Genomic DNA, 13,845 nt, shown 5'->3' on the forward strand with positions numbered 1-13,845 from the left:
ACGACGCCCTCGCTGCGGGGCGGCCCTTGCTCGGCATCCCTGGCATCGGCCGCGCCCCGTCTCACAGAATACTGACGAGGAAGCGACATGCTTTATCTTTCCACGCGCGGCCACGCGGACCGCAAGCGCTTTTGCGACATCCTGCTCGAGGGCCTGGCGCCCGATGGCGGGCTGTACCTGCCCGAGCACTATCCGCAGATCGATGCCGCCCGCCTGGGCGAGCTGCGCAGCATCTACAAGGAGCAGGGCTACGCGGCGCTGGCCTTCGAGATCCTGAGCCTGTACATCGACGACATCCCGGCCGAGGATCTGCGCGCCCTGTGCGCCAAGACCTATACGCAGCAGGTGTTCGGCACGGCCGAGATCACGCCGCTGCGCCCGCTGGAAGACGGCCTGTGGCTCGAAGCCCTGTCCAACGGCCCCACGCTGGCCTTCAAGGACATGGCCATGCAGCTGCTGGGCAACCTGTTCGAGTACGAACTGGGCCGCCGTGGCGAGGAGCTGAACATCCTGGGCGCCACCAGCGGCGACACCGGCAGCGCCGCCGAGTACGCCATGCGCGGCAAAAAAGGCGTGCGCGTGTTCATGACCAGCCCGCGCGGCCGCATGAGCCCCTTCCAGCAGGCCCAGATGTTCAGCCTGCAGGATGCCAACATCCACAACATCGCCATCGAAGGCGTGTTCGACGACTGCCAGGACATCGTCAAGGCCGTCTCCAACGACCACGCCTTCAAGGCGAAGTACAAGATCGGCACGGTCAACTCGATCAACTGGGCCCGCCTGCTGGCCCAGGTCGTCTACTACTTTGCCGGCTACCTGCAGGCCACGCAGAGCAATGACCAGAAGGTCAGCTTCACGGTGCCCAGCGGCAACTTCGGCAACATCTGCGCCGGCCATGTGGCGCGCCAGATGGGCCTGCCGATCGAACGCCTGGTGGTGGCGACCAACGAGAACGACGTGCTCGACGAGTTCTTCCGCACGGGCGCCTACGTGGTGCGCGGCAGCGAGCACACCTACGAGACATCGAGCCCCTCGATGGACATCTCCAAGGCCAGCAACTTCGAGCGCTTCGTGTTCGACCTGCTGGGTCGCGATGGACAGGCCACGCGCGAATTGTTCGCCGAGGGCGTGGCACGCCAGGGCCGCTTCGACCTGGGCGGCAACCCGCTGTTCCAGGAAGCTGCTGCCCGCTACGGCTTCGTCAGCGGCAAGAGCACGCATGCCGACCGCCTGGCCACCATCCGGGATACCTTCGAGCGCTTCGGCACCATGATCGACACGCACACGGCCGACGGCGTCAAGGTGGCGCGCGAGCAGCTGCAGGCCGGCGTGCCCATGATCGTGCTGGAGACGGCACTGCCCATCAAGTTCGCCGCCACCATCGAGGAGGCCCTGGGCCGCCTGCCCGATCGCCCGGCCAAGTTCGAAGGCATCGAGGACCTGCCCAAGCGCGTGACCGACTTGCCGGCCGACGCCGAGCAGGTCAAGGCCTACATCGCCCGGCATTGCGACTGATGCCACGGCCGGGCTGTCCGCAGGTCCGCAGCTGGAGTGCATGGCGATGAAGGTCATCGGCTTTGCCGGCTACTCCGGCTCGGGCAAGACCAGCCTGGTGGAGCTCCTGATCACGCTGATGCGTGCGCAGGGGCTCAGCGTTTCGGTGGTCAAGCATGCCCACCACCATTTCGATGTCGATCACGAGGGCAAGGACAGCTGGCGCCACCGCAAGGCGGGTGCCTATGAGGTGGTGCTGGCTTCCGATCGCCGTCTGGCGCTGATGCGCGAATTCCCCCGGCCCACGGAGCTGTCGGTGCACGACATGCTGGCCGAGCTGGACCCCCTCGTGGACTGGGTGCTGGTAGAGGGTTTCAAGCACGCCGACCTGCCCAAGATAGAAATCTGGCGCGAGCAGCCCGAGCGCACCAGCGCCGGCAAGACCCAGGCGCCTTTGTTCCCGCACGATCCCCATGTGCTGGCCGTGGCAACCGATGCGCCGGCCCGCCTGCCCGAGCCGCCGCGCCAGCCCGTGCTGGACCTCAACGCGCCAGTGCAGATACTGCAATGGCTGCTGGATCAGGGGGAGCGCCTGCGCTACCGTGCACCTGACAGCGGCCAAGACTAGGAGAAAAACCATGCGAGCCCCGCTCAAGCCCCTCGATGAAGCGCTGGCCGAACTGCTGGCCCAGGCACTGCCGCTGGCTGGCGATGACACCGTGGACTGCTTTGACGCCGATGGCCGCGTGCTGCGGGCCGACGCCGTCTCGCCGCTGCAGGTGCCGCCCCAGGACAACAGCGCCATGGACGGCTACGCCGTTCGCAGCGCCGAATGCACGCAGGGCAATGCCGAGCTGCCCGTCTCGCAGCGCATCCCCGCAGGCGCCGTGGGCCAGCCGCTGGCCGTGGGCACGGTGGCGCGCATCTTCACGGGGGCTCCGGTGCCCGAAGGTGCCGATGCCATCGTCATGCAGGAAGACTGCGAAGTCCTGGAAGACGGTCGCGTGCGCATCAAGGCGCGGCCCGAGGCCGGGCAATGGATACGCCGCTCGGGCGAGGACATCCGGCGCGGCGCCACCGTCATCGCGGCCGGCACGCGCCTGTCGCCGGCCGAGCTGGGCCTGGCCGCCAGCATCGGCCTGGCCTCTTTGCGCGTGGCATGCAAGCCGCGCGTGGCCCTGTTCTCCACAGGTGACGAACTGGTCATGCCGGGCACCGTGGCGCCCGAGCAGATGCCGCCCGGCAGCATCTACAACAGCAACCGATTCTTCCTTCGCGCCCTGCTGCAGCGCATGGGCTGCGAGGTCACCGACTTCGGCATCGTCCCCGACCGGCGCGAGGCCACTGTGGATGCTTTGCGCGAGGCGGCCCGCGCGCATGACCTGATCCTGACCAGCGGCGGGGTGTCTGTCGGCGAGGAAGACCATGTCAAGCCCGCCGTGCAGGCGCTGGGCCAGCTCGACCTCTGGCAGATCGCCGTCAAGCCCGGCAAGCCCTTCGCCTATGGCCGCGTGAACCGCGAGGGCGAAGGCTTTGCCCACTTCATCGGCCTGCCCGGCAACCCGGTCTCCAGCTTCGTCACCTTCCTTTTGCTGGTGCGCCCCTTCGTGCTGCGCCTGCAGGGCGTGCAGCAGGCGCTGCCGCGCTCGGTCGAGGTGCGCGCCGACTTCCATTGGCCGCGCGGGGACAAGCGCCGCGAATTCCTGCGCGTGCGCTACAACGAGGGCGGTGGCCTGGAGCTGTTCCGCAACCAGAGTTCGGGCGTGCTGACCTCGGCAGCCTGGGGAGATGGCGTGGTGGACAACCCGCCAGGCCAGGCCATAGCGCCGGGCGACCGGGTGCGCTTCATCGCCTTTTCGGAGCTGCTGTCATGAGCCAGGCCGTCCCCATCGCCATCACCATCACCGTGCGCTATTTCGCCTCCATCCGCGAAGCCCTGGGCACGGGCAGCGAAACCCTGTCCACCGAGGCCGCCACCGTGGGCGCGCTGCGTGAGGAACTGATTGCGCGTGGCGGTGCAGCCGCCGAAGCGCTTGCCCCTGGCAAGGCCGTGCGCATGGCGCTGAACCAGGTCCTGTGCGATGCCGGTGCCGCCATTCGCCAGGGGGACGAGGTGGCTTTCTTCCCTCCCGTGACCGGAGGTTGACCCAAATGACCACCGACAAGCCCGTGGACCAGGCCATCAGCGCGCGCACGCGCAAGGCCCTGTCCGAGGCCAAGGCGCGCGGCGTGCAACTGGGCCGCGCAGGCGCAGACAACCTGCGCGCCACCGTGGAAAAGCGCAAATCCACGGCCGATGCCTTCGCCCAGCAGCATGAGGCGCTGTTCGCCGAACTGCAGGCGCGCGGCCTGACGCACCGCGCCATGGCCGCCGAACTCAATGCGCGCGGCATTGCCGCGGCCCGGGGTGGCGAGTGGACGCACGGTCAGGTGCAGCGCATCCTGAACCGCTACGCCGACCTGCGTTCGGCAACACTGTCTGCGGACGGCAGCAGCGGCAGCTGAATCCCGGCCAGCCGCTGCGCCAGCGCGGCCGATGCCGGCTGCATGGGCGCCCGCAGCGTTGCCCGCATTCGGCCCTGCTGCGCCAGCAAGGCCTTGATGGGGGCGGGGTTGGGCTCGGCAAAGCAGGCGGCGATGTGCGGCTGCAGCGGCTGCCACAGCGCACGGGCAGCGGGCAGGTCGCCGCGCTCCAGGCATTGCATCAGCTCGACGAAGTGCCCTGTATGCGCGTGCGCGCTGGCAGCAATCGCTCCCGCGCCGCCCAGGGCCAGCGTGGAAAAGATCTGCGCGTCTTCGCCGGCCAGCACCTGCAGTTGCCCATCGGCGATCAGTGCCTGGGTCTTGGCGGCATCGCCCCCGCAATCCTTGATGGCCACGATGCGCTCATGGGCGGCCAGCGCACGCAGCGTGGACAGTTCCAGCACCACGCCGGTGCGGTAGGGAATGTCGTAGACGATGACCGGATGGGCGCTGCGCTCGGCAATCGCCGTGAACCACTGCAGCAGGCCTGCCTGCGACGGGCGTATGTAATGCGGCGCAGGCACCAGAATGCCGGCCAGCGGCAGGGCGTTCAGTGCCTGAACGCGGGCCAGCGCATGCCCCAGGTGGCAGTCCGAAACTCCCATGACCACGGGCATGCCATGGGCCGCTGAGAGGATGGTGGACAGGGCGGCATCGTGCTCCGCTTCGCTCAGCGCGGCGGCCTCGGCGGTCGAGCCGCAGGCCACGTAGCCGGCGATGCCGGTGGCGTTGTAGTGCTGCACCAGGGCGCGCAGCGCCCCGTGGTCCACCGCCGCCTCATCTCCAGGAAGAAAGGGCGTGACCAGCGGAAGCCACAGCCCCTGGAATCGGGCCTGCGGCGAGGTGGTGGAAGGCAAAGACATGGAAGATCCCTTCGGGTGATTCAAACAATGAACGACCGGACGCAGCCACCGGCCAGACCGAGGGCGGAAAGGCAGGCGCCTGAAGGGATGCGGGAAGGGGGGATGGAGGCTGCCGGGCCGGTTCCGTCGCTCATCTGGACGGAACCTCAGCTCCGGTCAGACGAGCTGGGGTTTGCAGGCTTTGCCCAGGCACAGGCACACGGCATCGCCGTGGCATGTGGGGAAGGCAAAGATTGCAGGCATGGCGCGCAGTGTAGCGCGCCTGAGCGCCTGGGTGGTGGCCTTCAGGCTGCGCCTTCGGCGCCGGTAGGGGGTGATGCATCGGGCAGCAGCGGTGCCTGCCACTCCAGCAGCTCGGCCAGGCGCTGCACGATCCAGCGTGCCTCGCCGGGGCTGACGATGGAGCCTTCGGCCGCCAGGCCGGCGTGCATGCCCAGCAGCACGCCTTGCTCCGAAGAATTGCCCGAGTGGTAAAGCGTCTGTGCCTGCTCGACCAGGTGGCTGGCCAGGTCCTCGCACAGTTCATAGCGCCCGACCACGTCTGCAATGGATGCCTTGAGCCGGCCGTGCCGGTCGGCATACAGGGCGGCAAAGCTCGGCGGCGGCTGTATCTGGCTGGTGTCGTCCATGGCGCGCCTCAATCGGGTTCGAACAGGCGTTCGAAGCGTGCGATGTCTTCGGCCAGCTCGCAGCTCACCAACTGGCCCATCTTGCCGTCGCCCAGCCGGTGGGCTGCAAACAGCGTGGCCTTGCCGCGAAAGCCGTAGTCGGGCAGGTGGATGATGGTGTAGGGATGGGGCACGAACAGCTGGTGCTCGTAGACCACGCGCTGCTCGTTGCGCGGCGAGGGATAGAGCGTGTATTCGGGGGTGGTGATCGTGAGTGTGGCCATGCGTGGCCCGCCGCAGCAAAAAAGCGCTGGGGGCGGGGGAGGGCAATGCTACCGCGTTCATCGCCTTCTGGCGCGCCGCCGCCCTGCGACAATGCGGGCATGCAAGCAGCCCGTGTATCCATCCAGACCGAGGATTTCGACGTATCGGCCGAACTCGCCGCCCTGCGCTCCGGCGACGCCCGCGTGGGGGCGGTCTGCAGCTTCATAGGCACCGTGCGCGACCGCAACGAGGGCGCCACCGTGGCCAGCATGGAGCTGGAGCACTATCCGGGCATGACCGAGAAATCCATCGAGGCCATCATCGACGAGGCCGTGCAGCGCTTCGGCATCCATGGCGCGCGCGTCATCCACCGCATCGGCCCGCTGCAGCCCATGGACCAGATCGTGCTCGTGGCCGTCACCGCATCGCACCGGGGCATGGCCTTCCAAGCCTGCGAATACATCATGGACTACCTCAAGTCGCTGGCGCCTTTCTGGAAGAAGGAACAGACGCCCGAGGGCGCGCGCTGGGTGGACGCGCGCGTCAGCGACGAAGAGGCGCTGGCGCGCTGGCGCCAGTGAGCTGACGCTTCAGGCCCTGCGCAGTGCGGCACCCCGCAACCATTGCGGCGGCCGGAACACCAGCAGGTTGCCGAACATCACCAGCAGCAGGCCACCCACGGCCAGCGGCGTCCACACATAGCCTTCGAAAAGTGCCGAGATACTGAGCGCAACGATGGGGAACAGCACCGTCGCATACGCCGCCTTCTCGGGGCCCAGGCGTCCGACCAGGGTCAGGTAGGCCGTGAACGCGATCACCGAGCCCGGAATGGCCAGGTACAGCCAGGAGCCCACATAGGTCCAGCTGGCATCGAAGCGCCAGGGCAGGCCTGCCACCAGCGCATAGCCTGTCAGCAGCAGCGTGCCGGCCAGCATGCCCCAGGCATTGGTCTGTGCGGGCCGCCAGCCCATGGACTGCAGCGAGGCCGACAGCATGTTCCCGCAGGAAAAGCACAGCGTGCCCAGCACCGCCCAGGCCAGGCCGGGCAGGCTGGCATGCCGGCCTGCGCGCAGCTCGGGCCAGAACAGCGCCACCAGGCCTGCAAGGCCGAAGAGGCTGCCGGCCAGCACATGGGGCGCCAGCCTGCGGCCGTGGATGATGCGCGCCAGCAGCGCGTTCCAGAGATTGGCGCTGGAGAACACCACGGCGGCCAGGCCGCTGGCCAGCGTCTCGCTGGCATGCATGAAGCACACGAAGTTGAAGCTGAACAGGCACAGGCCCTGGGCCAGCACGCGCGGCAGCGCCGGGCCGCGTGGGACGCGCAGCTGGCGCGACCAGGCCAGCCAGGCGAACATCAGCACGGCGGCCAGCGCAAAGCGGTAGGCAATGGACAGCTCCACGGGCACGGCGCCCAGCTGCAGTTTCAGGGCGATCCAGGTCGAACCCCAGATCAGCACGACCAGGGCATAGAGGGTGGCAGTCATGGCCGGTGATGATGGCGCCGCAGGCTGGGCGGGCATGGCAGATTCCTGCGGTTTGATGGCCTGGCGCCATGCGTCGGTATGGCCGCGGGACCACAATCGCTGCCATGACGCCCACGCCGCTGCCCGAGCTGCCATCCAGCCACCTGTGCCAGGTGCTGTCACGCTCCAAGGCCCGGCTGCAGCGGCGCGTGCGCCTGAGCGAGGGGGTGGAGCTGGCCGTCTGGGCCAATGTGGACGACGAGGTGCGCTACTGCCAGCCAGGCCACCACACCTTGTCGGTCTACCTGGCCGGCGGCGAGGGCTCGCAACTCAAGGCGCGGCCCGAGGCCATGGGGGCGCCGGGGCGCATCTGCATCTTCACGCCAGAGGACGAATCGCACTGGCTGGTGCGATCGCCCGTGCAGTTCCTGCACCTGTATGTGTCCGACCTGGCTTGGGCGGGGCGCGTGGTCCGCATGCTGGATGCCGAGCCCCGCTCGCGCACCTTGCGTGCGCAGATCTACGGGGACGATCAGGCCTTCCACGCCGGTGCCCGTGCGCTGATGCAACTGGACTGGCAGGACCCGCAGCAGCAACTGGCGGCCGATGCCATTGGCCAGCAACTGGTGGACCGGCTGGTGCTGCAGTCCGCCACGCCGCGCCAGGTGCAGGCGCTGCAGCGGCCGCTGGGCGGGCTCTCTGCGGCCGTGCGGCGCAGGGTGCTTGCCCATATCGAGGCGCATCTGCATGACTCCAAGGCCGTGTCGCTGCCGGCACTGGCGAGACAGGCCTGCCTTTCGGAATTCCATTTCGCACGCATGTTCCGCCAGAGCATGGGCTGCACGGTGCACGAATGGGTGCTGCAGCAGCGCCTGGCCCGGGCACGGCGCGCCCTGTCTGCGCGCAACGTGCCGCCGCTGGCCGAGCTGGCGCTGGATTGCGGCTTTTCCAGCGCCAGCCACCTGGTGCGCAGCTTCCGGGCGCATTTGGGCGTTACGCCTACGCAGTTCTCGATCTTTCAGCGCAATGCTTGAGAAGGATGGCCGGCCTCGCCGGCCTTGATCTGGCGCAAGCGTCTGTCCTTGCGGGCCGGGCATGGCTTGAAATTTGCCCTGCCGGTATCAGATAAATCGCAATGACCCTGTTTCAGGAGCGAAAAGAAACACCATGCGAATCGACAAACTGACAACCAAGTTCCAGGAAGCCCTGGCCGACGCGCAAACGCTGGCCCTGGGCGGTGACCAATCCAATATCGAACCCCTGCACCTGCTCGTGGCGCTGCTGCGCCAGGACGACGGTCCGCGCTCGCTCTTGCAGCGCGCCGGCGCCAACGTGGGCCAGCTGCAGGCCGCGGCCGAGAAGGCCCTGGCAGACCTGCCGCGCGTGCAGCACCAGGACCAGGTGCAGGTCGGCTCCGAGCTGGGCCGCCTGCTGCAGGTGACCGAGAAGGAAGCCCTCAAGCGGGGCGACCAGTTCATTGCCAGCGAGCTGTTCCTGCTGGCGCTGACCGATAGCAGCGGCGCCTCCACGCGTGCGGGCCAATTGCTCAAGGAAAGCGGCGTGACGCGCTCCACGCTGGAGTCCGCTATCAACGCCGTGCGCGGCGGCCAGACCATGGACAGCGCCGAAGGCGAAGGCCAGCGCGAGGCCCTCAAGAAATACACCATGGACCTGACCGAGCGCGCGCGCATCGGCAAGCTCGATCCGGTGATCGGCCGCGACGACGAAATCCGCCGCTCCATCCAGGTGCTGCAGCGCCGCAGCAAGAACAACCCCGTGCTCATCGGCGAGCCCGGCGTGGGCAAGACCGCCATCGTCGAGGGCCTGGCCCAGCGCATCGTGGCCGGCGAGGTGCCCGAAAGCCTCAAGAACAAGCGCGTGCTGTCGCTGGACATGGCGGGCCTGCTGGCCGGCGCCAAGTACCGCGGCGACTTCGAGGAACGCCTGAAGTCCGTGCTCAAGGAAGTGGCCCAGGAAGAGGGGCGCATCATCCTGTTCATCGACGAGATCCACACCATGGTCGGCGCCGGCAAGGCCGATGGCGCCATGGACGCGGGCAACATGCTCAAGCCTGCGCTGGCGCGCGGCGAGCTGCACTGCATCGGCGCGACCACGCTCGATGAATACCGCAAGTACATCGAAAAGGATGCGGCGCTGGAGCGGCGCTTCCAGAAGGTGCTGGTCGAGGAGCCCTCGGTCGAGGACACCATCGCCATCCTGCGCGGCCTGCAGGTGCGCTACGAGGCCCACCACGGCGTGGACATCACCGACCCGGCCATTGTGGCCGCGGCCGAGCTGAGCCACCGCTACATCACCGACCGCTTCCTGCCCGACAAGGCCATCGACCTGATCGACGAGGCTGCGGCCAAGATCAAGATCGAGATCGACTCCAAGCCCGAGGTCATGGACAAGCTCGAGCGCCGCATGATCCAGCTCAAGATCGAGCGCGAGGCCATGAAGAAGGAAAAGGACGAGGCCTCGCAAAAGCGCCTGCAACTGATCGAGGAGGAACTCGGCAGCCTGGAGCGCGAGTACGCCGACCTCGAAGACGTGTGGAAGAGCGAGAAGGCCAGCGCCCAGGGCTCCGAGCAGATCCGCAAGGAGATCGACCAGATCCGTATCCAGATCGACGAGCTCAAGCGCAAGGGCGACTTCAACAAGGTGGCCGAGCTGCAGTACGGCAAGCTGCCCTCGCTGGAAAAGCAGCTCAATGAAGCCCAGGCCAGCGAGCAAGGGCAGGGCGGTGCGCCCGCCCACAGATTGCTGCGCACCCATGTGGGCGCCGAGGAGATTGCCGAGGTGGTCAGCCGTGCCACGGGCATTCCCGTGGCCAAGATGATGCAGGGCGAGAAGGACAAGCTGCTGCGCATGGAAGACCGGCTGCATGACCGCGTCGTCGGCCAGGACGAGGCCATCTCGGCCGTGGCCAACGCCATCCGCCGTTCGCGCTCGGGCCTGTCCGATCCCAACCGGCCCACCGGTTCCTTCCTGTTCCTGGGCCCCACGGGCGTTGGCAAGACGGAACTGTGCAAGGCGCTGGCCGGCTTCCTGTTCGACAGCGAAGACCATCTGGTGCGCATCGACATGAGCGAGTTCATGGAAAAGCATTCCGTGGCCCGCCTGATCGGCGCGCCGCCCGGCTATGTGGGCTACGAGGAAGGCGGCTACCTGACCGAGGCCGTTCGCCGCAAGCCCTACAGCGTGCTGCTGCTCGACGAGGTGGAGAAGGCCCATCCCGACGTCTTCAACGTGCTGCTGCAGGTACTGGACGACGGCCGGCTGACCGACGGCCAGGGCCGCACCGTGGACTTCAAGAATACGGTCATCGTGATGACGAGCAACATAGGCTCTTTGCTGATCCAGGCCATGGTCGGCGAGGATTACGATGATGTGAAAGACGCGGTCTGGGGGGAACTCAAGAACCATTTCCGACCCGAATTCCTCAACCGCATCGACGAGACCGTGGTGTTCCACGCGCTCGACGCGAAGAATATCGAGTCGATCGCAAGGATTCAGCTCAAGCTGCTGGAGCGGCGTTTGGAGAAAATGGACCTTGCGCTGCAGGTGTCCGACCAGGCACTGGCCGAACTGGCCAAGGTGGGCTTCGATCCCGTTTTCGGGGCCCGGCCGCTCAAGCGCGCGATACAGCAGCGGATCGAGAATCCGTTGTCGAAACTGCTGCTTGAAGGGCGCTTCCCGCCCAAGAGCACGATTGCGGTGCATGTGGACCCGGTACAGGAACCGGGCGTATTCCGGTTCGATGCGGCAGACTCCGCCTGACGCACCGGGCCAGCCAAGAAAGGCTTTGCTTTGAACGATTTCGTCGCCACCCTGACCCGCTGGGCCGTTCGCATCCTGCTGATGCTTGTGGGCCTGGTCTTCTTTGTCAGCCTGCTCACCGCAGCGGCGCTGCTGGCCCTGGTCTGGGCCGTGCGGGCGCTGTGGGCCAGGCTCACCGGCCAGCCGGTCATGCCCTGGGCCATGCGCATGAGCCCGCGGGCTGGCTGGCAGACCGTCTACCGCTCCGGCTCCGAGTGGATGGCCCAGCGCCCGCAGCGCGCCTACGGCGCGGCTGAAGGCGGTGGCCGTCGCGCAGGTGCAGGCGCAGGCGTGCTGCCGGGAGCGGGCGAGGTGACCGACGTTCAGCCCCGTGAAGTGCGCGAGCCCTGAAGCGTCTTGCTGCAGCCTTTACGCGGCCTGCGCATCTTCGCGCCCAGGCCGCGCATATCGGCCCGTATAGTCTGTAACCCTCGGGAGCCCGTGCAAGGCTCCCTTTTTTTTCTCCGAGCCGTTCTGGCTGCTTGCCGCCGTATCCAGCCAACCCGCAGGCGGCCTGTGCAGCATGAGAGCGTCTGCCGCGTCTTCTTACCATTGAGCCCTATGACCCAGATGGATCTTCATCGCGTCTTCGAACTTCAGTACCAGGCCAGCCGGGCGCAGGTGGACGTGCCGCTGCTGGTGCGCCGCGAGAGGCTGCTGCGCATGCAAAAGCTGCTGGACGAGCACGGCCCCGTGCTGGCTGCCGCAGTGCAGGCCGACTTCGGCATGCGCTCGCCACGGTTGACCGAGATGGTGGAGCTGTTCGTGCTGCGCAACCTGCTCAAGCACACGCTGCGCCATCTGGCGCGCTGGTCGGGGCGCCAGCGGGTGCGCACGCCGCTGATGCTCATGCCGGGCCGTGGGTGGATAGAGCGCCAGCCGCTGGGCGTGGTGGGGGTGATCTCTCCGTGGAACTATCCGGTGCAGCTGGCGCTGGGGCCTGCCATCACGGCCCTGGCCGCGGGCAACCGCGTCATGCTCAAGCCCAGCGAACTCACGCCGCACACGTCGGCGCAACTGGCCGCGCTGGTGGGGCAGTTCTTTGCGCCCGAGGAGTTCGCCGTGATCGAGGGCGATGTGAGCGTGGCCACGCAGTTTTCGGGCCTGCACTTCGACCATTTGCTGTTCACCGGATCGACGGCCGTGGGCCGGCGCGTGGCCCAGGCGGCCGCAGCGCACCTGACGCCGACCACGCTGGAGCTGGGCGGCAAGTCGCCCTGCATCGTCTCCACCGACTGCGACCTGAAGGAGGCGGCGCTCAAGATCGCACATGGCAAGCTCGTCAACGCAGGCCAGACCTGCATTGCCCCCGACTACGTGCTGCTGCCGCGTGGACAGGAGGCCGAATTCGCCGAGGCCTTTCGCGCCGCCGCGCAGCGGCTGTTCCCGCGCTTTGCCGGCAACCCGGACTATGCCGCCATCCTCACCAAGCGCCACCTGGCCCGCCTGCGGCAGATGCTGCGCCAGGCCCAGGGCATGGGCGCCCATGTCGAATGGATGGAGGACGGCGGCGCCAGCCAGGAGGGGGCGGACATGGCCTGGGGTGATGCCGTGGAGCGCCAGATGGCACCGGCCCTGGTCTTCAATGCCACCAGCCAGATGCAGCTCATGCAGGAGGAGATCTTCGGCCCCATCCTGCCCGTGATCAGCTACGACAGGCTGGACGACGTGGTCTCGGCCATCAATGCCGGGCCCAGGCCGCTGGCGCTGTACTGGTTCGGCCGCGACGAGAAGGTGCGTGATGCGGTGCTGTCACGCACCATCAGCGGCGGGGTGACGGTCAATGACACCCTGCTGCACTTCGCGCACGAGAACCTGCCCTTCGGTGGCGTGGGCGACAGCGGTTGGGGTGCCTATCATTCGGAGCAGGGCTTTGCGCGGCTGAGCCATCAGAAGGCGGTGTTCGTGCAGTCGCGCTGGTCAGGGGCCGCCATGCTGTATCCGCCCTATGGTGCGAAGTTCGATCGCATCATGGAACTGATGCGCCGCTGGCTGTGAGCAAGGGCTCGATCGGGCGTGTTGCCGGGCATGCCTGCATCGTGAGGAATTGTCAACTGATTCCTTGGCGAGCCTTGTGTTGCATGCACTAGCTGCTCTTTTTTGAAGAGCACATAGCACATCCGATAGCCGAGGGCAAGAAAACGAGCACAGCCGTACTTGCGTGCATGGCTAAGGGGCTCGATGCACGCAAAAAGCGCGATTCCGGTGAAAATCACGCCCTTCTATTTTCACCTGTTTTCGTTTCGGTTTTTCCATGTCTAGTATCCAGGTTCGTCCAGCCACTCTCCGCGATGCAAAAGCGATTGCCCAGATCCATACTGCTTCCGCCATGGAGGCTTACCGAGGTCTGGTTCCCGATGACCAGCTCAAGAGCATGTCGTCGGTAGAAAAACGCCAGGCCTATTGGCGCGAAGCCATTGAATTTTGCGAGCCCCAGGTTCAGGTCGCCATCGATGGCGACAAGATCGTCGGCTTCGTCGGCTTCGACCGCTCGCGCGATGAGAAGTCGCGCCAGACCACCGGTGAAATCTGGGCCATCTATGCTGCACCTACCCACTGGAATCAGGGTGTGGGCGTGGCCCTGTGGGACGCCGCACGCGACGGCCTGCTTGAAGAAGGCTGCACCAATGTCACGTCGTGGGTGCCGCTGCGCAATGAACGCGCGCTGCGCTTTCACGAGCTCGCCGGCTTCAAGCGCGAAATGTCCACCGCCAAGACGGCCCAGGTGGGTGGTCTCAAGATCGAGGAAGTGCGGCTCAAGCGCGCACTGAACTGATCGGGTCTCCGACCCGCTTTCCCCCTAAATCACTC

General features: G+C 67.0%; 15 protein-coding genes. 11 read left to right on the forward strand and 4 right to left on the reverse strand.

Annotation, left to right across the window (positions count from 1 at the left end; all coding sequences use genetic code 11):
• Positions 1-87 precede the first annotated feature (87 nt).
• From thrC to DTS01S_RS05350, 5 genes are read left to right on the forward strand one after another with little or no spacing between them, the layout of a single operon-like run.
• Complete coding sequence (gene thrC / locus DTS01S_RS05330; RefSeq protein ID WP_016451195.1) at positions 88-1,515, forward strand: threonine synthase; 1,428 nt, start codon at positions 88-90, stop codon at positions 1,513-1,515.
• 46 nt (positions 1,516-1,561) lie between these two features.
• Entirely contained in the window at positions 1,562-2,122 is a 561-nt protein-coding gene (gene mobB, locus DTS01S_RS05335; protein WP_017404075.1) for a molybdopterin-guanine dinucleotide biosynthesis protein B, read from the forward strand.
• A 10-nt stretch (positions 2,123-2,132) separates the two neighbouring features.
• Positions 2,133-3,368, forward strand: coding sequence for a molybdopterin molybdotransferase MoeA (locus DTS01S_RS05340; RefSeq protein ID WP_017404076.1), 1,236 nt, complete (start codon positions 2,133-2,135; stop codon positions 3,366-3,368).
• A complete protein-coding gene (gene moaD / locus DTS01S_RS05345) occupies positions 3,365-3,640 on the forward strand; it encodes a molybdopterin converting factor subunit 1 (protein ID WP_013801032.1) in 276 nt (91 codons plus the stop codon). The genes DTS01S_RS05340 and moaD overlap by 4 nt, the downstream gene beginning before the upstream one ends.
• A 5-nt stretch (positions 3,641-3,645) precedes the next feature.
• Positions 3,646-3,999 carry a recombinase family protein gene (locus DTS01S_RS05350; RefSeq protein WP_017404077.1) on the forward strand — a complete coding sequence of 118 codons (354 nt, stop codon included), beginning with the start codon at positions 3,646-3,648 and terminating at the stop codon, positions 3,997-3,999.
• Here the strand turns inward: DTS01S_RS05350 and dapA are convergent.
• From dapA to DTS01S_RS05365, 3 genes are all read right to left on the reverse strand, one after another.
• Complete coding sequence (gene dapA, locus DTS01S_RS05355) at positions 3,945-4,880, reverse strand: 4-hydroxy-tetrahydrodipicolinate synthase (RefSeq protein ID WP_017404078.1); 936 nt, start codon at positions 4,878-4,880, stop codon at positions 3,945-3,947. The two genes, DTS01S_RS05350 and dapA, sit on opposite strands and share 55 nt — an antisense overlap.
• 284 nt (positions 4,881-5,164) lie before the next feature.
• A complete protein-coding gene (locus tag DTS01S_RS05360; protein ID WP_017404079.1) occupies positions 5,165-5,509 on the reverse strand; it encodes a hypothetical protein in 345 nt (114 codons plus the stop codon).
• An 8-nt stretch (positions 5,510-5,517) separates the two neighbouring features.
• Positions 5,518-5,772 carry a hypothetical protein gene (locus DTS01S_RS05365; RefSeq protein ID WP_016447741.1) on the reverse strand — a complete coding sequence of 85 codons (255 nt, stop codon included), beginning with the start codon at positions 5,770-5,772 and terminating at the stop codon, positions 5,518-5,520.
• A 99-nt stretch (positions 5,773-5,871) separates the two neighbouring features.
• On the opposite strand from DTS01S_RS05365, the gene moaE reads away from it, so the two are divergent.
• Positions 5,872-6,333, forward strand: coding sequence for a molybdopterin synthase catalytic subunit MoaE (gene moaE, locus DTS01S_RS05370; RefSeq protein ID WP_017404080.1), 462 nt, complete (start codon positions 5,872-5,874; stop codon positions 6,331-6,333).
• 9 nt (positions 6,334-6,342) lie between these two features.
• On the opposite strand, the gene DTS01S_RS05375 is transcribed toward moaE, so the two are convergent.
• Complete coding sequence (locus DTS01S_RS05375; protein ID WP_026062041.1) at positions 6,343-7,236, reverse strand: DMT family transporter; 894 nt, start codon at positions 7,234-7,236, stop codon at positions 6,343-6,345.
• A gap of 104 nt (positions 7,237-7,340) precedes the next feature.
• On the opposite strand from DTS01S_RS05375, the gene DTS01S_RS05380 reads away from it, so the two are divergent.
• The 5 genes from DTS01S_RS05380 to DTS01S_RS05400 all read left to right on the forward strand — a co-directional run bounded on the left by DTS01S_RS05380 (position 7,341) and on the right by DTS01S_RS05400 (position 13,810).
• Entirely contained in the window at positions 7,341-8,249 is a 909-nt protein-coding gene (locus tag DTS01S_RS05380; protein ID WP_017404082.1) for an AraC family transcriptional regulator, read from the forward strand.
• A gap of 133 nt (positions 8,250-8,382) precedes the next feature.
• Positions 8,383-10,995, forward strand: a complete 2,613-nt coding sequence (clpB, locus tag DTS01S_RS05385; RefSeq protein WP_017404083.1) for an ATP-dependent chaperone ClpB — start codon at positions 8,383-8,385, stop codon at positions 10,993-10,995.
• A 30-nt stretch (positions 10,996-11,025) separates the two neighbouring features.
• Positions 11,026-11,385, forward strand: coding sequence for a hypothetical protein (locus tag DTS01S_RS05390; RefSeq protein ID WP_016447736.1), 360 nt, complete (start codon positions 11,026-11,028; stop codon positions 11,383-11,385).
• Between the two features lie 210 nt (positions 11,386-11,595).
• The gene (locus DTS01S_RS05395) at positions 11,596-13,032 is read left to right on the forward strand and encodes an aldehyde dehydrogenase family protein (RefSeq protein ID WP_016447735.1); all 1,437 of its coding nucleotides are present in this window, start codon (positions 11,596-11,598) and stop codon (positions 13,030-13,032) included.
• Between the two features lie 256 nt (positions 13,033-13,288).
• The gene (locus tag DTS01S_RS05400) at positions 13,289-13,810 is read left to right on the forward strand and encodes a GNAT family N-acetyltransferase (RefSeq protein ID WP_026062042.1); all 522 of its coding nucleotides are present in this window, start codon (positions 13,289-13,291) and stop codon (positions 13,808-13,810) included.
• Positions 13,811-13,845: the final 35 nt, after the last annotated feature.

The sequence above is a fragment of the Delftia tsuruhatensis NBRC 16741 genome, from assembly GCF_001571325.1.
GTDB lineage: Bacteria > Pseudomonadota > Gammaproteobacteria > Burkholderiales > Burkholderiaceae_C > Comamonas > Comamonas tsuruhatensis.